Raw genomic sequence first — 20,278 nt, 5'->3', positions numbered from 1 at the left:
AGATGACAAGCCCGGTCACCGCACGAGACCGCGCGAAGGCCGAGCGCTCCGGCGCGATCCTTCACGCCGCCGCTCGGCTCTTCGCCGAGCGCGGATACACCGGGGTGAGTCTCGAGGACATCGGCGCAGCCGTGGGCGTGTCCGGCCCTGCGGTGTACCGTCATTTCGCGGGCAAGCAGGCGCTCCTCGGCTCCGTGCTCGTGAAGGTCAGCCAGGATCTCATCTCCGGCGGTCGGAGCGTCTCCGAGACTGCCGCCACACCCGATGAGCGGATGCAGGCACTGATCCGTTTCCACGTGGACTTCGCGCTCGGCAACGCCGAGGTGATCCAGGTGCAGGACCGCGATGTCGCGCATCTCGCGGAGAGCGACCGGGCGGAGGTGCGCCGCCTGCAGCGTGCGTACATCGAGCTGTGGATGGACGCTCTGGCCCCTCTCCACCCGGGTGAACTCGACGCCGGCGACCACGACGAGCTGCGGTTGCGGGTCCAGGCGTGCTTCGGACTCATCAACTCAACGCCACACAGCACGCGAGCCGCATCGCGTCGGCATGCCGCCACCGCGAGCGTGCTCGTCGCGATGGCGGATGCCGCGCTCCGCGCCCCTAGCTGAACAGCATCGCGCGACCCGGCTCCTGCAGGATGTCGGCAACGTCCTTGACGAAGCGGGCGCCCTCGGCGCCGTCGACGAGCCGGTGATCGAACGAGAGGCTCAGCGTCATCATCTGACGAAGAGCGATCTCGCCGCGGTACTCCCAGGGCTGCCGGCGCACGGCACCGACGGCGAGGATGCCGGACTGTCCCGGCGGCAGGATCGGCGTCCCGGCATCCACGCCGAAGACGCCGATGTTGGAGATCGAGAACGTACCGCCGGCGAGCTCGGCCGGCGAGGTCTTTCCCGAGCGCGCCGTCTCGGCGAGCGACTTCAGTGCAGTCGCGAGCCCGGTCAGGCTCATGCGGTCCGCATCGCGGATGTTCGGGACGATGAGGCCCCGATCGGTTGCTGCGGCGATGCCGAGATCGACGAAGTTGTGCTGGACGATCTCCCCGGCCGCCTCATCCCAGCGGGAGTTGAGCCCCGGTGTGCGGCCGAGAGCGAGGCAGACCGCCTTCGCCACGACCGCGAGGGGGCCGATCCGGTGTTCGCTGAGCGAGCGATCCTCGCGGAGGCTGGCGAGCAGGTCCATCGTCGCCGTCACGTCGACCGTATGGAAGACCGTGACGTGGGGGGCGGTGAACGCACTCTGCACCATCGCCGCCGCCGTGTGCTTGCGGACGCCCCGGATCGGGATGCGCGTCTCGCGTTCGCCGCGGGCACCGGCGTCGAAGAGAGCCGCCGGTGAGGCGGGCGCCACGGTGTCGGCCACTTCGGATGCCGTCGTCGCCTCGGCCGCCGGGGATGTTCCCACACGCTGCGCGTACGCATCGACGTCGTTGCGGGTGATGACCCGATCCCCTACCTCTGCCGCGACGAGCACCAGGTCGATGCCGAGTCGCTTGGCGTACGCACGGACCGGCGGCGTGGATCGCGGCCGCTCGACGACCGTCTCGGTGCTGGCCGCCGGGCGCGCATCGTGCGGGGCTGCTTCGAGAACGGCGGTGTCCGCAGCGGCGACGGTCGCGCCGCTCCGCCGCGCACGACGGGCAGGACGTCCGCCCGTCGAAGGAGCGGCTCCATACCCGACCAGGTTCGGCTGTGCCTTCTCGCCTGCGTCGCCCTTCGCCTCGGGTGCGTCGTCGCCGTGCACATCGAAGTCGATCAGCGGGGCGCCGACGGCGACCGTCTGGCCCGCTTCGGCGTGCAGTGTCGCGACCGTGCCCTCGTAGGGCGAAGGCAGCTCGACGATGGCCTTCGCCGTCTCGACCTCGGCGAGGGTCTGGTTCAAGGCCACCGCGTCGCCCGGGGCGACGAGCCATTGCACGACCTCGGCCTCGGTGAGTCCTTCACCGAGGTCGGGCAGGCGGAACTCGGCGTTCATGCCTCTGCTCCCGTCAGGCTGTTCGGCCGATCGAGCACGCGGTCGACCGCGTCGAGCAGGCGGTCGAGGTCGGGCAGGTGGTACTTCTCGAGCTTGGCCGGCGGGTAGGGGATGTCGTGCCCGGTCACCCGGAGCGGTGCGGACTCGAGGTACTCGAAGCAGCGCTCGGTGATGCTCGCGATGACCTCCGCCGCCACGCCCGCCTCGCGGGACGCCTCGTGGGCGACGACGACGCGACCGGTCTTCCGTACCGACGCTGCGACCGAGTCGTAGTCGACGGGCGAGAGCGAGCGCAGGTCGATCACCTCGAGCGAGATGCCTTCGTCCTCCGCGGCATCCGCCGCCTGCAGTGCCGTGGAGACCATCGCGCCGTAAGTGATCAGCGTGGCATCCGTCCCCGAGCGCACGACGCGAGCCAGCCCCATCGGCGAGGCGTCGGCGAGCGGCGCCTCGAGATCGACCTCGCCCTTGTGGTGGTAGAGCCGCTTCGGCTCGAAGAAGATGACCGGATCGTCGCTGGCGATGGCCTGCCGAAGGCTGCGATAGGCGTCCTCCGGGTTGGACACCGCGATGACGCGCAGCCCGGCGGTGTGCACGAAATATGCTTCCGGCGACTCAGAGTGGTGCTCCGCAGCGCCGATGCCGCCGGCCCATGGGATCCGGATCGTGATCGGCATCTTCGCCCGGCCCTGCGTGCGGTAGTGGAGCTTCGCGACCTGCGCGACGATCTGGTCGAAGGCGGGGTACACGAAACCGTCGAACTGGATCTCGACGACCGGGCGGTATCCCCGGAAGGCGAGGCCGACCGCCATTCCGACGATTCCGGACTCGGCGAGCGGGGTGTCGATGACGCGAGCGGCACCGAACTCGTCCAGCAGACCGTCCGTGATCCGGAACACGCCACCCAGCTTGCCGATGTCCTCTCCGAGGAGGACGACCTTGTCGTCGTCGCGCATCGCCTGGCGGAGTCCTGCGCCGAGCGCCTTGCCGAGAGACATCTCCGTCATGGTCACGCCTCCACGTCGAACGTCGCGAGGTACGCGGCGTATTCGTCGCGCTGCCGCTCGAGACCGGTGTGCGGCTCGGCGTAGACGCCGTCGAAGACGGCCAGCGGCGGGCGCGTCACCATGCCGAGGCAGGCGGCGCGCATCTCCTTGGCGACGGCATCCGCTGCCGCCTGGGTCTCAGCGACGTGCTCGTCGCTGAACTCCCCTGCCGTGCGGAGGTACTCCTCGAGCCGTGCGATCGGGTCGCGGCGCCGCCAGGAGTCGAGTTCGGCCTCATCGCGGTAGCGCGTGGGATCGTCGGCGGTGGTGTGCGGGCCCATGCGATAGGTCACGGCCTCGATGTAGGCCGGCCCCTTGCCGGAACGGGCGTGATCCAGCGCCCAGCGCATCGCCGCCATGCAGGCGAGCACGTCGTTGCCGTCCACACGCAGGCTGGGGATGCCGAACCCGGGCGCGCGGCCCGCGATGGGGAACTGCGATTGCACGGCCACCGGCTCGGAGATCGCCCAGTGGTTGTTCTGGCAGACGAACACGACCGGCACCTGGTAGGAGGAGGCGAAGATCATGGCCTCGTTGACGTCGCCCTGGCTCGTGGCGCCGTCGCCGAAGTAGGTCACGGCGACCTCGTCGACACCCTCGTGACGGATGCCGAGGGCATAGCCGACCGCGTGGAGCGTCTGTGCGCCGATGATGATCTGCAACGGCGCCACCCGGAGCGCGGCCGGGTCGTGCCCCGCACCCTCCTCGCCGCGCCACATCCTCACGTAGTCGCCGGGCCCGGCGCCGCGCGCGTAGATGACTCCGGTCTCGCGATAGCTCGGGAAGACGTAGTCCTGCGGCGCGAGCGCACGGGCGGTGCCGATCTGGGTGGCCTCCTGGCCCTGGCACGGTGCCCAGAGACCGAGCTGCCCCTGACGCTGGAGCGCCACGCCTTCGGCGTCGATGCGTCGCAGGATGACCATGTCGCGGTGGAGAGCGCGCAGCTGAGCGGCGTCGACGTCGGTCACGAACGGGTCGAGCCGGGGGTTCGCAAGGCGCGAGCCGTCGGGTGCGAGGATGCGTTCGGAGAGCTCGAGATCCTGTGCGGTGTCGGCGATAGGCGTGATCTGCGGTGACATCATCGTCCTCCAAGTCATCAGCGGCCCTCGTGAGGCGCTCGCGCTGGCGCCGGCGTCATCACCGGCATGCTCCGAGGTTACGTCTGGTCAACACCTCGCTCAAGCAATTGCAGAGCTCTTGAGCATGTTGCTCAATTTCACCGTCGAGGGGGCTGCTAGGGTTTGGCACTATGCCCGGACTGGACCGCATCGATCTCGAACTCCTCGCCGCCCTGGCGAGCGATCCCCGCATCACGATCGTCGCGCTCGCCGAGAATCTCGGGCTCTCCCGCAACACCATCCAGGCCCGTATGTCGCGTCTGGAGCAGACCGGCGTCCTGCTCTCCTACGAGCGTTCGTTCTCTCCGGACGTGCTCGGCTTCCCGCTCCAGGCGTTCGTGAACATCGGAGTCCGTCAGCCCGAGCTGCCGCGCATCATCAACGAACTCGCGCGCATCCCGGAGATCGTCCAGGCGCACGGCCTCAGCGGCTCCATCGACCTGCTCGCCCGCGTCGCCTGCCGAGATGCCAGGCACCTGTTCGACACCGACGCGCGGATCCTCTCGATCGAGGGCGTCGAGCGGACCGAGACCTCGCTCGCGATGGGCGAGGTGATCCCGTTCCGTGTGGCCGGGCTCATCGGCCTCGCGCGGCGGGAATCCTGAGGAAACGGCGTATCGCTCCGGCGGCCTCCGCCGGCGTCTCATAGTGGATGAGGTGCCCGACGTGGGCGATCTCCACGAGAGTCGCGTCGTCGAACTGCGTCGCCAGGACGCGCTCCGCCTCGATCGGCGTGATGTCGTCGCGTTCGGCGGCCACGAGGAGCGTCGGCACATGGATGTCGTCGGCGAACTCGCGCACGTCGTGCGAGACGCTCGCGACGAAAGCGTCGCGCAGCACATCGCGGTCGGAGAACCGTGAGAAGTAGGTGTCGTGCTGATCATGGATGAAGCGCCGGAGCGCGGCATCCTTCGTCTTCGCCATCGTGATGCTCATCACCCGGACGATCACGCGGTTCCGGAGCAGCGCGGTTCCGAGTCGCTCCGGAAGGAGGGCTCCGAGTGCGTAGTAGAGGACGGCGAGGCGTGTCATGAGCCCCTTCGGGCCCTCCAGCGCCGGTGCGCCGATCGGGTTGAGCAGGATGAGCCGCGGTGTCACGAGGCCTCCGGCCACCGCGGCGGCCGTGACGATCGACCCGAAGGAATGGCCGAGGATGACGGCGCCGGGGGCGACCGCGGCCGCGAAGTCGGTGAGCCACGCCGCGTACTCATCCAGGTCGTGCGTGCGTCCGGGCAGCGGTGCGGTCTCGCCGAAGCCCGGCAGGTCGGGCGCGATGACACGGATGTCGGGAAGATACGCGAGGACGGGCTCCAGGCCATGGTGCTCGCCACGAAAGCCGTGCACGGCGACGACCGTCGTCTCGGCATCCGCCGGTCCGTACACCCAGTACGCGGTCATGCCGCCCCGGACGGCGACCTCGTGCCGCTCCACCGGAAGACGACGGAGGCGGTCGGCGTAGGGCGAGGGAACGGTCATCCTCCGAGTCTACGAGCCGTCGACCGTCGCTCCGGAATGTCCGAGGGCGGATCTACCGTGAGGGCATGTCACCCGGTCCCGCGCTTCCCGCCTGGCTCCGCCGCGTCGCGGTCTTCGATCTCGAGACGACCGGCATCGACGTCGCCGAAGACCGCGTCGTCACGGCGCACGTCGGCGTCCTCGATGCGGAGGGATGGGAGATCGCGGCCCGCACGTGGCTGGCCGATCCCGGCATCCCCATCCCCGATGGCGCCGCAGCGATCCATGGCATCAGCACTGCGCACGCCCGCGCGCATGGGCGTGCGGCGCGGGAGGTGGTGCGCGAAGTCACCGCGGCGCTGAGGTCGCTGCTGGCCCAGGGCGTTCCGGTCGTCGCTTACAACGCGTCCTACGATTTCTCTCTCCTCGCCCATGAGGCGGCGCGGCACGGCATCGAGCCTCTCGCCGACCCCTCGCCCGTCATCGACCCATTCGTCATCGACAAGGCCTTCGACCGCTATCGCCGCGGCAAACGCACGCTCGAGGTCGTCGCCCAGCACTACGCGGTTCCGCTCGCCGGAGCGCACGAGGCGTCCGCCGATGCGATCGCCGCCGGCCGCGTCGCTCAGGCGCTCGCTCGGCAATTCACGCTTCCCGAGACACTGATCGAACTGCACAGCCGCCAGATCGGCTGGGCACGCTCTCAGGCAGCGAGTCTCACGGAGTACTTCATCAGCGTCGGTCGCCTCGAGCCCGAGGAGAGGCTCGACGGCACGTGGCCGGTGCGCGGGGCTCCCCCGCGCGACTGACCCCTCCCGTCGACTTTCTTGGATGTCGGAATGTTCGACTAATCTCCACAGTGGTGCCGTGTCAGCGCGCCGTGAGGAGGAAGCGGGCGATGCAGTTCACGTCCAGGAACGTCGACGACGTGGAGTCCACCTGGCAGCAGTACGTCCCGTCGGCGGCGCTTCAGAAGGTCGATCCGCAGCGATTCCGTTTCGACTGGCGAGCGGCCGAGCTCGGAACCGCGACTCTGGTCCACTACGACCTCGCCGCGCAGGTGCATTCCACCGCGGAACCGCACGATCAGCTGCTGGTCTGCCGCGTGGACTCCCCCGATGTGCGTCTCTGGTCGGACCGACAGAACCTCGACGCTCGATTGCCCTGGCTCACCGACGGAACGCGCGTGCAGGCGCAGTGGAACCGCTCGGCGCGGGTCCGCGCGTTGGTGTTCGATCGTGACGCCGCGCAGGAGCGCGCCCGCCAGTTCACCGGAGACGACGACGTCGAGTTGCGCGCGACCGGCCTCGCACCCCGGACGACCGCCGCAGCCACCCAATGGGAGCGCATGTTCCGCTACCTCGACGATTCGCTCGGGGGCGAGTCGAGCGACGACCGCCTCCTGCTCGCGGAGTTCGAGCGACACGCGCTGCTCACGACCCTCTCGACGTTCTCGACCACCCTGGCCGAGGCGATGACGCGTTCCCCCCAGCGTTCGTCGGCGCCGTTGACGGTGCGTCGTGCCCTCTCGTTCATCGAGGAGAACGCGCATCTGCCGATCACGATCGACGATGTCGCGCGCGCGTCGTTCATCTCGACGAGAGGCCTCCAGTACGCGTTCCGCCGTGCTCTCGACATCACCCCCACCGAGGCTCTGCGTCAGGCCCGCCTGGACGGCGCCCGCAGAGAAATCGAGCGGGGCGAGGCGGCATCCATCCGCGCGATCGCGCGCCGCTGGGGCTTCAGCCATCCGTCCCGTTTCATCGCCGCGTATCGGGCCGCGCACGGTGTCGCGCCGTCCGCCTCGATCGAACCACTTCGAAGGGGGACGACAGGCGAAGAGTATGTTCGCGTGTGACGGCGGTTCGTCGGAGTCGGATGGCTCATCGGCGGCCGTTGGATAGGGTTCAGGTATCCCCTGGCCTACCCGGCCCGCCCGCACGCCTCCCGAGGAGTTCCATGAGCCACGCGCCCGCCATCTCTCGAGACGCCTGCTGACGAATGGGCAGCCTCTACTACGGTGACGCCCATGACCCGATCCAGATCGAGGATCGCGCGCTCGCCCACCTGAAGGTCGTCATCGCGACCAAGCTCCGTCGAAACGAGAGCTTCACGCTCTCCTGGCGGCACCCCGAAGGCGACGCCCCGGGCCGCTCGACACTGTGGCTGCACCCCTCCATTCCGCTGCGCTTCGTGTTCCAGGAACCCGAGACGCCCGAGCTCAGCAGGAAGTGGATCGAAGACCTCGCGCTCTCCGCGAACTCCAGCGGCGGCATCACCCTCGTCGAGGAGCACCTCGAGAGCGCGACCACGGACTGACCGCAGCACGCGGAAAGACGTCGGACCACGGGTCTCGGTAGGGCGGGCGGGACTTGAACCCGCGATCGTTGGGTTATGAGCCCACTGCCTTAACCAGCTTGGCCACCGCCCCGTACGCGTTCCAGCCTAGCGGCCGGCGCGCTCATGCCGGAGACGCTGCGGAGTGGGTGCGGAGGTGTTCAAGGTAGATGTCGGCGTTGGCGATCAGACCCGCGCGCTCGTCGTCGGTGAGCACCCGGCGTACCTTCGCGGGCACGCCGGCGACGAGGGATCCGGCCGGAATCTCCGTCCCGCCGAGCACCACTGCACCGCCCGCGATCAGGCAGCCCTCGCCGATCACGGCGCCGCTGAGGATCACGGAGCCCATCCCGATGAGCGAGCCGTCCCCGATCGTGCAGCCGTGCACCACCGCGTTGTGGCCGATCGACACCTGGGCTCCCACGGTGACGGGGTGCCCGGCATCGACGTGGATCGAGACGTTGTCCTGCACGTTGCTGCCCGTACCGATATGGATGGCGGCGGAGTCGCCGCGCAGGACGGCGTTGTACCAGACACTGGCGTCGGCGCCGAGGGTCACGTTCCCGATGATCCTCGCCCCGTCCGCGACGAACGCCGACTCATCGATCGACGGGACGCTGTTCGGCAGGGCGAGAACGGATGCTCCGGCGGCGATGGTCATGAGGTGAGACTACCCTCACTCCCGCGGAATCTCGCGGAAGTGAGCCCAGCCTCAGCTTGCTTGCGGAATGTCTGAGCGTGAGTAGCGTTGTGTTCGACAGATACGAGATTTCCCTCCCGGAGGAGCACAAGATGAGCAAGGCACAGACCGTTTCCACCACCGCCATCGACCCGACCGTCGCCGCCGCTGCGGCGCAGTTCCTCTCCCCCGTGGTGCTCGGCCTCCAGGCCCTCACCGTCAACGGCAAGCAGGCGCACTGGCATGTCCGCGGCGCGAACTTCGTCGGCGTCCACGAGCTGCTCGACACGATCGTCGCCCACGCAGGCGATTTCGCCGACACCGCCGCGGAGCGCATCGTCGCCCTCGGCCTCCCGATCGATGCACGTGTGAGCGCCGTCGCCGCGAAGGCGGGTGCCACGGGCGTCCCCGCCGGCTTCACACAGTCCGATGAGCTCATCCGGGCCGTCATCGCCGACATCGACGCGATCCTCGTCGACGTCCGCGCAGCAGTCGACGGCCTCGACGAGGTCGATCTGACGAGCCAGGACGTCGCGATCGAGATCCAGCGCGGCCTCGACAAGGACCGCTGGTTCCTCGTCTCGCACATCGCCGCCTGACGCAGCAAGGGAAGGGCGGGCCCGAGTTCTCGGGTCCGCCCCTTTTCGCGCCTGCGCGACGTTACCTCGCGTGCGTCACACGGCCGGCGAGCAGTGTCGCGTCCACGAGCATGTCGCGAAGCCGGCTCGGCGACATCGCGTGCGGATCCTCGCCGCAGAGCACGATGTCGGCGGGCTCCCCCGGGCGGAGGGACGAGCGCACGCTCGCCTCGATCGCCTGATCGACGGTCACCGCCTCCTCCGGATGCCACGGCGCCCGCTCATCGTCGGTGCGCGTCACGGCCGCGGCGATCGCCTGCCACGGGTCGAGGTCCGCGACGGGTGCATCCGAGCCGAATCGCAGCTCCGCACCCGCGTTGCGCAGCGAGGCGAGCGGATAGCTGATCGCGGTCTGCTCCGCCCAGTGCATGGTGACGAGATCGCGGTCGTCGACGGCATGCTGGGGTTGCACGCTCGCGATGATGCCGAGCCGCGCGAACCGGGCGAGGTCGGCATGACGCACGAGCTGTGCGTGTTCGATGGTGCCCACGGCGCCGGCGATCGTGAAGGCGTCGAGCGCGGCCGTCGTGGCGCGGTCGCCGATGGCATGGACGGCGACCGCCAGTCCGCCGCCCGTAGCACGGGTCAGCAACTCGACGAGTGCCTCGGGCGGAACCGTCAGCATCCCGAAGTTCTCGGGGTCGCCGGGATAGGCGTGCGAGCATGCCGCGGTCCGAGTGCCCAGGGAGCCGTCGGTGATCACCTTGAGCGACCCGACACGCACCAGACCGCGTGCTGCCTCCGGAACCCCTCGGTTCTCGTGGAGATCACCGGTCTGCAACCCGGCAGCGATCGCGCGCTCCAGGTCGAACGGGTACATCGCGAACTCGACGCGGTGCTCGGCGAACCCCGCGTCGAGCCGTCGAATCCACGCGTCGGCATTCCAGGCCATGTCGAAGTCGACCAGCCCGGTGATCCCCCGCGCCGCGGCTCGCTCGCCGGCGCTCTGCACAGCGCGGTCGCTGTGCAGGGGATCGGCGGCATTCAGGCGTCGGGAGATCTCGAAGGCGTCGGTCTCGCGCAGCATCCCGTCGGCGCTGCGGTATCCCTCACGGGCGAGAGCCGACGAGTTCAGCCACACGCTGTGCACGTCGGCGTTGATCAGGTAGGTCGGCACCGCTCCGGTCGCGGCATCGAGGAGCTCGAGCGTCGGGCGATCCGGCCATAGCGCGTCGCGGAAGCCGGTGCCGACGCGCCGTCCGTCAGAAAGCGTCGGCGCCGTGCTCATCAGGCGGGCTGCCTCCGCCGCGGTCCCGGCAGCTCGCAGCGGCAGTCGCTCGGTCGCGAGCGCCCACTGCACGGTGTGCACGTGGTTGTCCCAGAGGCCCGGAACCGCCCACGCTCCCCCGGCGTCGAGTACCTCACCCTGCGCGCGCAGCGCTCCGGTCGGCGCGATGTCGGCGATGCGACCACCTTCGATCACGATGTCGACGGGCTCGTCGTCCGCCAGGAACTCCCGACCGGGGCCGGCGATCCGGACCGCTCGCACCATCCCGATCACCGCATGCCGTTCCGTCAACGTCGTGCTCCCGTCCGCGCGTCCTGCGCACGTCTCATCTCGGCTGCCAGCGCGGGGTTGGCATAAGGCCCGTCTTCGTACAGCGCAGTGATCACGGTCTCGATCGTCTCCGCCGGCTTGTTCTGACTCAGCTTGCGCTTCGCGACGACGCGCGTCGGCGTCAGTCGGAAACCGACGGTGCCGGCAGCCAGTCGTTGCACGAAGGCAGGGTCGTTCGGCCGCTCCCACATGAGCCGAGGATCCGGCATCCGAGCCTCGAAGCGGGCCACCAGCCGATCCAGCACTTCGAGGTTCTCTTCGTCGCTGAGGATCTCCGGAACGCCGGACAGATGCACCGCGGTGTAGTTCCAGGTCGGCACCGCCTGCACGTCGCCGTACCATCCGGGCGAGATGTAGCCGTGCGGACCCTGGAAGATCACGAGCAGCTCTCGCTCGCCGATCCCGTGGATCAGATCGTCGGGGCGGCCGACGTGCCCGACGATGGTCAGGTCGTCCCGGCCATCGTCGAGCAGCACCGCGTAGTGCGAGGCGACGAGCCCGTCGTCGCTCGAGCTGACCACTGTCGCCCACGGATTCGCCTCGATGACGCGACGGATCTCGGTGACGTCGGCCAGCGTGAAGCTCGGATTCTGTCGCATGGAATCAGCCTAGAGCGGATGCTGCGACGTGAGCGCTGCTGTCACGCCTGGCAGCGCGGGCACCAATAGAGCTTGCGCGCGCCGATCTCCTCGAGAGCGATCTCGGTGCCACACACCCGGCAGGGAAGCCCCGCACGATGGTAGACCCAGTGACGGTCATCCCTGCTCGCCATGGCGGCGCGATACTGCTCGGGCGAGAGGTCGTCCATGGTCATCATCTGACCTGTCTCGACGCCGATCGCCAGCAGCCGGACCCAGTCGTGCCAGAGGGCGCGCACGATCTCCTCCGGGACGTCGCGGCCCGGCGCGTGCGGGTTCAGCCGATGGCGGTAGAGCATCTCCGCCCGATAGACGTTGCCGATGCCGCTCACGACGGACTGATCCATGAGCAGCAGCGCGATCACCGTCTGGGTCTTGCGCACCGCCCGCACGAACCGCTCCTCGTTCTCGACGGGATCGCCGACGAGCGGGTCGGGGCCGAGCTTCGCGACCGTCGCAAGCATCTCATCCGGCGTCTGCAGCACGCAGGCCGTCGGACCACGCAGGTCGGCCGCTGTGATGTCGGTCATGAGCCGCAGGCGAACCTGGCCGACGATGGGCGGCGGCCACTCCAGGCCCTCATCCGCGAGGCCCTTGGTCTGCTCCGACATCCGCACGTGCACGCGTGCGCGACGAGGGGCGCCGATCGAGGAGAGCGAGTTCTCCCCCGCGTCATCCAGGATCTCGTCATCGAGCACGGTGCCGCGCTGGTTGGTCTGCCCCATCCTGCCGTTGGCGGAGGCGATCGTGGGGTCGAGAAGGATCTCACCCGCGAAGTCCCAGGCGCCGTAAAGCCCGAGATGCACGCGCAGCCACACGTCGCCCTCTGCCTCGAGGAACATCTGCTTGCCGACGGCCTTCACGCTGACCGCCTCGCGCCCGTCGAGCACCGCTGCGCCCTCGGCGAAACGGCCCTGCGGGCTCGAGGCACGGAGTACCTTGCCGACGAAGTTGCGATCGAACTGGCGTGCGATCCGGTGGACGGAATGCCCCTCGGGCATCTCAGGCCCTCGGGTCCGGAAGGAGGGACCCGTCGCGCTCGAAGTCCGCGATCTGTGCGATCCGGCGGACGTGGCGCTCCTCGTCGGAGAACGGTGTCGCGATGAACCGATCGATCAGCGCGGTCACTTCGTCGTACGAGTGCTGGCGCGCGCCGATCGAGATGACGTTGGCATCGTTGTGCTGACGAGCGAGCTCTGCGGTCGACAGGTTCCACACCAGGGCTGCACGGACGCCGCGCACTTTGTTCGCCGCGATCTGCTCGCCGTTCCCTGACCCGCCGAAGACGATGCCGAGCGCCTCGACGCCCGCCGTCTGGTCGGCGGCGACCGCCTGCGCCGCGCGGATGCAGAACGCCGGATAGTCGTCGACCGCGTCGTAGACGACCGGACCGTGGTCGATGACGTGGTGTCCGGCCGTGCGCAGGTGGTCCTGCAGCTGCGTCGAGAAGTCGAGCCCGGCATGATCCGTGGCGATGTGGATGCGCATGGGTCCCATCCTAGAAGCGGCGGAGGCCGCGGCGGGAGGTCAGGGCGCGACGCCGGCGGCCGCGGGCTTGAACCCTGCGCGGATGTTCTCGCAGCACCCGGGGCGGCAGACGTCGAAACCGCCGGGGAGCGAGGTGACGTGCGGACGCTCCTCGTTCGGTCGTCCCTGCAGACGCTCCTCGATCAGGTCGACGATGCCGGCCACGAAGGCAGGAGAGACGCCGGGAGTCGGGGTGCGGATGAAAGCGAGACCCGCCTCCTCCGCCGCCTCGGCCGCCTCGGTGTCGAGGTCCCAGAGCACCTCCATGTGATCGCTCATGAATCCCACGGGGACCACGGCGACGGCCTTGCGTCCGCGGGACGGGAGTTCCTCGATCACGTCGCACACGTCCGGCTCGAGCCACGGCTGGGTCGGAGGGCCCGAACGCGACTGGTAGACGAGCTCCCAGGAGACGTCGGCAGCCGCGGGCACGGTCGCGCGCACACGGTCCATGACCCAGGCGGCGACGGCCAGGTGCTGTGCCGCGTAGGCGCCGCCCTCGCCCCACTCGATGTCTCGTGCGCCGGAGCGCTCCGCATCGGCGGTCGGGATGCTGTGCGTGGAGAACAGGATCTGGATGTCTGCGGCGGCGATCCCGTCCGCCAGGAATCCTTCGACCGCCTCGCGCACGCCCGTCTCGAAAGCCTCCACGAAACCGGGGTGATCGTAGAACGGACGGATCTTGTCGATCGTCACGGTCTCGCCGAGGCCCGTGTCGTGCAGCACCCGCGCGAAATCCTCGCGGTACTGCCGGCAGCTGGAGAACGAGCTGTAGGCGCTGGTCGCGAAGGCGAGAAGAGTCGTGTGGCCCTGCGCAGAGGCTTCGGTCACCACTTCGTCCAGATACGGCGCCCAGTTGCGGTTGCCCCAGTAGACCGGAAGGTCGATCGAGCGGGCGGCGAGCTCCGCCTCCAGCGCTTCCTTGAGGATGCGGTTCTGACCGTTGATCGGGCTGACGCCGCCGAAGTGGCGGTAGTGGTGCGCGACCTCCTCCAGCCTCTCGTCCGGGATGCCGCGCCCGCGGGTCACGTTGCGGAGGAAGGGGATCACGTCGTCCTGCCCCTCCGGCCCGCCGAAGCCCGCCAGCAGGATGCCGTCATACGCGACCGGCGTCGTCACGAAGGGTGCGCCGCCGGCAGCGGCGGGCGAGGCAAAGAGAACGGTGTTCGGCTCGGTCACAGTCACCCTCTCATCCTTTCACCTCTGCGGAGTGAGGGCGGCCGTTGCTCTGGCGTAGGCTGTCAGGGTTGCCGTGGGTGCCAACTGCGCCCACTCCCGGTGACATCCCCTCACCCCTGGGAGTACATCTGTGCCTGGAGAGAACCTCACCCGCATCGAAGCGCAGGAGCGCCGCGACGTCATCGACACCCAGTCGTACGAGGTCGCCCTCGATCTGACGAAGGGCCCCGAGGTCTTCGGCTCCCGCAGCGTCGTGCGCTTCCATGCGACCCCGGACAGCTTCACGTTCGTCGATCTCATCGCGCGTGAGGTGCGGGAGATCTCTCTCAACGGCGAGCAGCTGGATCCTGATGACGTCTTCGCCGACTCGCGCATCGCTCTCTCGGGTCTCCAGGCCGAGAACGTGCTCGTCGTCGACGCGGACTGCCTGTACACGAACACCGGCGAGGGACTGCACCGTTTCGTCGATCCCGTCGACGACGAGGTCTACCTCTACTCGCAGTTCGAGGTTCCGGACTCGCGCCGGGTGTTCGCTGTGTTCGAGCAGCCCGACCTGAAGGCCACGTTCCAGTTCACGGTCACCGCGCCCGCCGCGTGGAAGGTCGTCTCGAACTCCCCCACGCCCGAGCCCATCGTGCACGACCCTTCGGCCGGCTCAGGAACCGAGAGCATCGCGACCTGGGGCTTCGAGCCGACGCCGCGCATCTCGTCCTACATCACGGCTCTCGTCGCCGGCCCCTACGAGGCGACCTTCTCCGAGCTCACGAGCGCATCCGGTCGAGTGATCCCACTCGGCGTCTACGGGCGCAAGAGCCTCTGGCAGCACCTCGACGCCGACTACATCTTCGAGAAGACCCGGCAGGGCTTCGAGTACTTCGAATCGAAGTTCGGCGTGCCGTACCCGTTCGCGAAGTACGACCAGCTCTTCGTGCCCGAGTTCAATGCTGGCGCGATGGAGAATGCGGGCGCGGTGACGTTCACCGAGTCGTACGTTTTCCGCAGCAAGGTGACCGACGCCGTCAAGGAGCGCCGCGTCGTCACGATCCTGCACGAGCTCGCGCACATGTGGTTCGGCGACCTCGTCACGATGAAGTGGTGGAACGACCTCTGGCTGAACGAATCGTTCGCCGAGTGGGCGTCGACGATCGCCACGGCCGAGGCCACCGAATGGACCGAGGCGTGGACCACCTTCAACGCCATGGAGAAGACCTGGGCCTACCGCCAGGATCAGCTCCCCTCCACGCATCCGATCGTCGCCGAGATCAACGACCTCGAAGACGTGCAGGTGAACTTCGACGGCATCACCTACGCCAAGGGCGGCTCCGTGCTGAAGCAGCTCGCCGCCTGGGTCGGCATCGAGGCCTTCTTCGGTGGCGTCTCGCAGTACTTCCAGAAGCACTCGTGGGGCAACACCGAGCTCAGCGACCTGCTCTCCGAGCTCGAGGCCACCAGTGGTCGCGACCTCAGCACCTGGTCGAAGAAGTGGCTGGAGACGGCCGGCGTCAACACGCTCGAACCGGTGATCGCCGACGGAGGCGACGGCAAGATCACCCGATTCGCCATCACGCAGACGGCTCCGGCCGACTATCCGACGATCCGACCCCACCGCCTCGGCATCGGCTTCTACACGCTGGCCACCGGCTCGCTCACCCGCACGCACTACGTCGAGGTCGACGTCGACGGCGACCGCACCGAGGTGCCGGAGCTGCAGGGCATCACCCGCCCCGACCTCGTGCTGCTGAACGACAACGATCTCGCTTACGCGAAGATCCGTCTCGACGAGAAGTCGCTCGCCACCGCGATCGCCCACCTCGCCGACATCGAGGACCCGCTGGCACGCTCGCTGGTATGGGGCGCCGCCTGGGACCAGACGCGCGACGCCGAGACGCCGGCATCCGACTACATCGACCTCGTCCTCGGCAACATCGGCCGCGAGACCGAGTCCACGACCGTCCGCACGACGCTGGCGCAGCTGCGCACGGCGGCGACGCTGTACGTCGCACCGGCGGACCGCGAGGCTGCGCGCCTGAAGGTCGCTGACGGGCTCTGGTCACTCGCCGAGGCGGCGGAGCCCGGCAGCGACAGCCAGCTCCAGTTCGTCACTGCCTTCGCGAACGCTCTGGTCACTCCCGAGCACGCGGGCATCGTCGGACGACTCCGTTCCGGCGAGGAGACCCTTCCCGGCCTCGAGATCGACGCCGATCTGAACTGGCAGCTGCTGGTCGGCCTCGCCACGATCGGTGCGACGGATGCTGCGTCCATCGACGCCGCGCTGGCCGCGGACAACACCGCCAAGGGCGGCGAGTTCGCCGCGCAGGCACGGGCCTCGCTGCCGGAGGCCGCATCCAAGCGCGCAGCGTGGGCGTCGCTCATCGAACGCGACGATGCGCCGAACACGATCGTGCGGTCCGCCGCACTCGGGTTCGTGCACCCGGCCGGTGCGGCGGCGCTGCCCGAGTTCGTTCCGGCGTACTTCGACATGCTGCTCCCCGTCTGGGAGTCGCGCACGTATCAGATCGCCCAGTACCTCATCGTCGGACTGTTCCCGACGGCGCTCGCAGACATCGCCCTGCGCGATGCGACCCGCGGCTGGCTCGCCGCGAACCAGGATGCCGCGCCGGCACTGCGTCGCCTCGTCCTGGAGAACCTCGCCGACGTGGAGCGCGCCCTCGCGGCGCAGTCGCGCGACGCCGACGACTGATCGGGTGAGAGGGCTCGGCGACCTGGTCGACAGGTCGCCGAGCCCTCGCGGCGTCCAGCCCGCGCAGAGGGCCGGTCGCTAGTCTGGAAGGGATGATGATTCCCTTCGACGACATGGATTCCTTGCCTGAGACTCCCCTCCCCCAGTGGTGGGAGGACATGCTCCTCCTGCTGCGCGATGTGGGCCTGAAGGCCCTCGCCGTCGCGATCATCATCGTGAGCTGCGTCGTCATCGGGCTCATCCTGCGCGTCGTCATCCGCCGCGTGGTGCATCGCATCGTCGACACCGCCAAGAACAAGGCATCCGTCGACGACACACAGGCCCTCGAGCGTTCCCCGCTCGCCGATATGAGACTCGTCCAGCGCACACGCACGCTCGGGACCATCCTGCAGAACATCGTGAACGTGATGCTCGTGGTGATCGCGATCGTGCTCGTCGTCAATGCCCTCTCCCCGAGTCTCCTCGGCTCGCTGACGCTGCTCACCGCCGCCGTCGGCGCAGGGCTCGGTTTCGGCGCGCAGAACATCGTCAAGGACGTGCTCAACGGCATGTTCATCGTCGCCGAGGACCAGATCGGCATCGGCGATGTCGTCGATCTCGGACTCGCGAGCGGCGTGGTCGAGTACGTCAGCGTGCGCATCACCCAGGTGCGCGACGTGAACGGCACGCTCTGGTACGTGCGCAACGGCGAGGTCACGCGCATCGGCAACATGTCGCAGGGCTGGGCTCGCGCCATCATCGATATCGGCGTCCCGATCGACTCGGACCTGGAACAGGTCGAGCACACGATGCTCGAGACCGCTCAGGGCCTGGCAAAGGATCCCAAGTGGCGGACGCGCATCGTCGAGAAGCCCGAGCTGTGGGGCCTCGAATCGGTCGGCGGCGAGGCACTCGTCGTCCGCATCGTGGTCAAGACGCGTGCCAATGCGAAGGACGACGTCGCCCAGGAGCTGCGCCGTCGGCTCCGCGCCGCGCTCATCGAGAAGGAGATCGCCGTGCCGAGCCTGGTCGATGTCGTGCCGACCGGTCTCGACGGAGCTCGCCGAGTTCGTGGCGCCAACCCGCCCAGGACTCGCCCGAACGCCGTGACCGGAGTGCCGGTCATCCCCGACCGCGGCATCTGGCGCCGCAAGAAGCAGTCCGACGACGGGAGCACCCAGAAGTGACCTTCTACGACGAGGTCGGCGGGCACGAGACGTTCGCGAAGATCGTGTCGGTGTTCTACCGCGAGGTGGCCCTTGACCCGGTGCTCAAGCCGATGTACCCGGAGGATGATCTCGGTCCCGCCGAGCATCGCCTGCTGATGTTCCTCGAGCAGTACTGGGGTGGTCCGACGACCTACGGCGAGACCCGCGGGCATCCTCGTCTGCGCATGCGCCACATGCCCTTCCACGTCGACCCGGACGCCCGCGATCGTTGGCTCCGCCACATGCGGACCGCTGTGGACGAGGCGCAGTTGTCGCCTCTGCACGAATCCACGCTCTGGGACTATCTGGAGCGCGCCGCCTATGCCATGGTGAACACATTCGAGCCGTCGGGAATCGGCGCCACGTCCGAGGGACGCCCCACGCTCGATACCCGATCACGTCAGGAATCAACGGAGACCTCATGACGACAACGCCCCTGTCCACAGACATCCTGGTGATCGGATGGGGGCTGTCCGGGTTGGTCGCCGCCGCGGAGGCCCTTGAGGCCGGGCGGCGTGTGATCGTGGTGGATCAGGAGCCCCGGACGAACCTGGGCGGGCAGGCCTGGTGGTCGTTCGGCGGGCTCTTCTTCATCGACTCCCCCGAGCAACGGCGTCTGGGCATCAAGGACTCCCTGGAGCTGGCCACGCAGGACTGGTTCGGTAACGCCGCTTTCGATCGCCCGGAGGACGAATGGCCTCGGCGGTGGGCGGAGGCCTATCTGCAGTTCGCCGCGGGAGAGAAGCGGTCCTGGCTGCGTGAGCGGGGAGTCGGGTTCTTCCCTGTCGTGGGCTGGGCCGAGCGCGGTGGATACGGCGCTCTGGGGCCCGGAAACTCGGTCCCCCGCTTCCACATCACCTGGGGAACCGGACCCAGTATCGTCGCGCCGTTCATCGCCGCCGTCGAGCAGGGTGAGCGCGAAGGGCGCCTCACGGTCCTCCCCCGTCATCGCGTTTCCGAGCTGATCATCACGGATGGCACCGTCACGGGAGCACGCGGCGATGTGCTGACGACGAGCGGCTCGGCTCGTGGAGCAGAGTCGTCGCGCGAAGTGATCGCAGAGTTCGAGATCGTCGCCGGAGCCACGATCGTCTCGTCGGGCGGCATCGGCGGCAACCACGATCTGGTGCGGGCGGCGTGGCCATCGCGCCTCGGCACACCCCCGGAACATATGCTCACGGGAGTACCCGCCTACGTCGACGGCTCCATGCAGGCCGTGAGCGCCGCCGCTGGCGCCCGCCTGATCAACGGCGACCGGATGTGGCACTACGTCGAGGGCATCACGAACTGGGATCCGGTCTGGCCGCTGCACGGCATCCGCATCCTGCCCGGTCCGTCATCGCTGTGGCTCGATGCGACGGGGACGCGCCTGCCGGTGCCGTTGTTCCCTGGCTTCGACACCCTCGGCACGCTGGCTCACCTGCGCACGACCGGACATGACCACTCCTGGTTCGTCACCTCGCTGAGCATCGTCGAGAAGGAGTTCGCGCTCTCCGGCAGTGAGCAGAACCCCGACCTCACCGGGAAGGACGTCGGCCTCCTGCTGAAGTCCCGCCTCGCGAAAGGACCGACCGGTCCGGTGCAGGCGTTCCTCGACGAGGGCGAGGACTTCATCGTCGAGAGCGACCTCGAATCCCTCCTCGAGCAGATGCAGCGGCATCCGGGCGGAGAGACTCTCGACATCGACAACGTCCGTCGTGAGATCGTCGCGCGCGACCGCGAGATGGACAACGACTTCACCAAGGATGCGCAGATCGGGATGCTGCGCTCGATGCGCAGCTATCGTGGAGACAAGCTCATCCGCACCGCTGTCCCGCACCGCCTGCAGGATCCGGCCGCGGGGCCGCTCATCGCCGTCAAGCTGCACGTGCTCACACGGAAGTCGCTCGGCGGCATCAACACCGACCTCGACGGGCGCGCTCTCGACGCGGCAGGAGCGGTCATCCCTGGGCTGTACGCGGCCGGCGAAGCGAGCGGCTTCGGCGGCGGAGGCGTGCACGGCTACCGTGCGCTCGAGGGCACGTTCCTCGGCGGCTGCCTCTTCTCGGGTCGACAAGCTGGTCGAGCCGCCTCCCAGTAAAGGCGGGTTCTCCCGGGCCGCGCCCGCTAGCTGTTCTTCCCAGGGACGTTGTGAACGGCTGAGTTAGCGAAGACCTCCGGGCAGGATGTGGGTTACCACACTCACATTCCACACACGGAGGTCTTCGTGACTCACGCTAACGCACCCCTGACGCCTGT

General features: G+C 68.6%; 20 protein-coding genes and 1 tRNA gene. 10 read left to right on the top strand and 11 right to left on the bottom strand.

What is annotated here, in order from left to right; translation table 11 throughout:
• Positions 1-2: 2 nt before the first annotated feature.
• Positions 3-611 carry a TetR/AcrR family transcriptional regulator gene (locus tag RS85_RS01520; protein WP_046011656.1) on the top strand — a complete coding sequence of 203 codons (609 nt, stop codon included), beginning with the start codon at positions 3-5 and terminating at the stop codon, positions 609-611.
• Here the strand turns inward: RS85_RS01520 and RS85_RS01515 are convergent.
• The 3 genes from RS85_RS01515 to pdhA are packed head-to-tail and all read right to left on the bottom strand — an operon-like array spanning position 604 to position 4,102.
• Positions 604-1,977, bottom strand: a complete 1,374-nt coding sequence (locus RS85_RS01515; RefSeq protein WP_046011655.1) for a dihydrolipoamide acetyltransferase family protein — start codon at positions 1,975-1,977, stop codon at positions 604-606. The genes RS85_RS01520 and RS85_RS01515 overlap by 8 nt on opposite strands.
• Positions 1,974-2,984 carry an alpha-ketoacid dehydrogenase subunit beta gene (locus tag RS85_RS01510; protein ID WP_046011654.1) on the bottom strand — a complete coding sequence of 337 codons (1,011 nt, stop codon included), beginning with the start codon at positions 2,982-2,984 and terminating at the stop codon, positions 1,974-1,976. The genes RS85_RS01515 and RS85_RS01510 overlap by 4 nt, the downstream gene beginning before the upstream one ends.
• Positions 2,985-2,986: 2 nt before the next feature.
• Entirely contained in the window at positions 2,987-4,102 is a 1,116-nt protein-coding gene (gene pdhA, locus RS85_RS01505) for a pyruvate dehydrogenase (acetyl-transferring) E1 component subunit alpha (protein ID WP_046011685.1), read from the bottom strand.
• Positions 4,103-4,272: 170 nt separating this feature from the next.
• Here pdhA and RS85_RS01500 point away from each other — a divergent pair, with 170 nt between their 5' ends.
• Entirely contained in the window at positions 4,273-4,746 is a 474-nt protein-coding gene (locus RS85_RS01500; RefSeq protein WP_046011653.1) for an Lrp/AsnC family transcriptional regulator, read from the top strand.
• On the opposite strand, the gene RS85_RS01495 is transcribed toward RS85_RS01500, so the two are convergent.
• The gene (locus RS85_RS01495; protein WP_046011652.1) at positions 4,718-5,617 is read right to left on the bottom strand and encodes an alpha/beta fold hydrolase; all 900 of its coding nucleotides are present in this window, start codon (positions 5,615-5,617) and stop codon (positions 4,718-4,720) included. The genes RS85_RS01500 and RS85_RS01495 overlap by 29 nt on opposite strands.
• A gap of 65 nt (positions 5,618-5,682) precedes the next feature.
• On the opposite strand from RS85_RS01495, the gene RS85_RS01490 reads away from it, so the two are divergent.
• The 3 genes from RS85_RS01490 to RS85_RS01480 all read left to right on the top strand — a co-directional run bounded on the left by RS85_RS01490 (position 5,683) and on the right by RS85_RS01480 (position 7,915).
• Positions 5,683-6,405: an exonuclease domain-containing protein gene (locus tag RS85_RS01490; RefSeq protein ID WP_046011651.1), complete on the top strand. Its 723-nt coding sequence runs from the start codon at positions 5,683-5,685 to the stop codon at positions 6,403-6,405.
• 89 nt (positions 6,406-6,494) lie between these two features.
• Positions 6,495-7,454 carry a helix-turn-helix transcriptional regulator gene (locus RS85_RS01485; protein ID WP_046011650.1) on the top strand — a complete coding sequence of 320 codons (960 nt, stop codon included), beginning with the start codon at positions 6,495-6,497 and terminating at the stop codon, positions 7,452-7,454.
• A 143-nt stretch (positions 7,455-7,597) separates the two neighbouring features.
• The gene (locus RS85_RS01480; RefSeq protein ID WP_046011649.1) at positions 7,598-7,915 is read left to right on the top strand and encodes a DUF7882 family protein; all 318 of its coding nucleotides are present in this window, start codon (positions 7,598-7,600) and stop codon (positions 7,913-7,915) included.
• 38 nt (positions 7,916-7,953) lie between these two features.
• Here RS85_RS01480 and RS85_RS01475 read toward each other — a convergent pair.
• A tRNA-Ile gene (locus RS85_RS01475) sits at positions 7,954-8,027 on the bottom strand.
• A 30-nt stretch (positions 8,028-8,057) separates the two neighbouring features.
• On the bottom strand, positions 8,058-8,594 hold the full coding sequence (locus tag RS85_RS01470) for a gamma carbonic anhydrase family protein (protein ID WP_046011648.1): 537 nt from the start codon (positions 8,592-8,594) through the stop codon (positions 8,058-8,060).
• 131 nt (positions 8,595-8,725) lie between these two features.
• Between RS85_RS01470 and RS85_RS01465 the strand changes: the two genes are divergently transcribed.
• Complete coding sequence (locus RS85_RS01465) at positions 8,726-9,211, top strand: Dps family protein (RefSeq protein WP_046011684.1); 486 nt, start codon at positions 8,726-8,728, stop codon at positions 9,209-9,211.
• Between the two features lie 61 nt (positions 9,212-9,272).
• On the opposite strand, the gene RS85_RS01460 is transcribed toward RS85_RS01465, so the two are convergent.
• The 5 genes from RS85_RS01460 to RS85_RS01440 are packed head-to-tail and all read right to left on the bottom strand — an operon-like array spanning position 9,273 to position 14,158.
• Entirely contained in the window at positions 9,273-10,742 is a 1,470-nt protein-coding gene (locus RS85_RS01460; RefSeq protein ID WP_046011683.1) for an amidohydrolase, read from the bottom strand.
• 23 nt (positions 10,743-10,765) lie between these two features.
• A complete protein-coding gene (locus tag RS85_RS01455; protein WP_046011647.1) occupies positions 10,766-11,407 on the bottom strand; it encodes an FMN-binding negative transcriptional regulator in 642 nt (213 codons plus the stop codon).
• Between the two features lie 41 nt (positions 11,408-11,448).
• Positions 11,449-12,447 carry an Fpg/Nei family DNA glycosylase gene (locus tag RS85_RS01450; RefSeq protein WP_046011646.1) on the bottom strand — a complete coding sequence of 333 codons (999 nt, stop codon included), beginning with the start codon at positions 12,445-12,447 and terminating at the stop codon, positions 11,449-11,451.
• Between the two features lies 1 nt (position 12,448).
• Positions 12,449-12,934, bottom strand: a complete 486-nt coding sequence (locus RS85_RS01445; RefSeq protein WP_046011645.1) for a ribose-5-phosphate isomerase — start codon at positions 12,932-12,934, stop codon at positions 12,449-12,451.
• Between the two features lie 39 nt (positions 12,935-12,973).
• On the bottom strand, positions 12,974-14,158 hold the full coding sequence (locus RS85_RS01440) for a ferrochelatase (RefSeq protein WP_152642303.1): 1,185 nt from the start codon (positions 14,156-14,158) through the stop codon (positions 12,974-12,976).
• Positions 14,159-14,282: 124 nt separating this feature from the next.
• Here RS85_RS01440 and pepN point away from each other — a divergent pair, with 124 nt between their 5' ends.
• The 4 genes from pepN to RS85_RS01420 all read left to right on the top strand — a co-directional run bounded on the left by pepN (position 14,283) and on the right by RS85_RS01420 (position 20,120).
• Positions 14,283-16,853, top strand: a complete 2,571-nt coding sequence (pepN, locus tag RS85_RS01435) for an aminopeptidase N (protein WP_046011643.1) — start codon at positions 14,283-14,285, stop codon at positions 16,851-16,853.
• 92 nt (positions 16,854-16,945) lie between these two features.
• Positions 16,946-18,019 (top strand): mechanosensitive ion channel family protein, encoded by a 1,074-nt coding sequence (locus RS85_RS01430; RefSeq protein WP_052703272.1) that lies wholly within the window; start codon positions 16,946-16,948, stop codon positions 18,017-18,019.
• On the top strand, positions 18,016-18,465 hold the full coding sequence (locus RS85_RS01425) for a globin (protein WP_046011642.1): 450 nt from the start codon (positions 18,016-18,018) through the stop codon (positions 18,463-18,465). The genes RS85_RS01430 and RS85_RS01425 overlap by 4 nt, the downstream gene beginning before the upstream one ends.
• The gene (locus RS85_RS01420; protein WP_046011641.1) at positions 18,462-20,120 is read left to right on the top strand and encodes an FAD-binding dehydrogenase; all 1,659 of its coding nucleotides are present in this window, start codon (positions 18,462-18,464) and stop codon (positions 20,118-20,120) included. Before RS85_RS01425 ends, RS85_RS01420 begins: the two co-directional genes overlap by 4 nt.
• Positions 20,121-20,278 lie beyond the last annotated feature (158 nt).

The organism is Microbacterium sp. SA39, from assembly GCF_000967865.1.
Taxonomy (GTDB): domain Bacteria; phylum Actinomycetota; class Actinomycetes; order Actinomycetales; family Microbacteriaceae; genus Microbacterium.
Note: the sequence above shows the minus strand (reverse complement) of the source record. Positions and strands in the feature narration are given on the sequence as shown.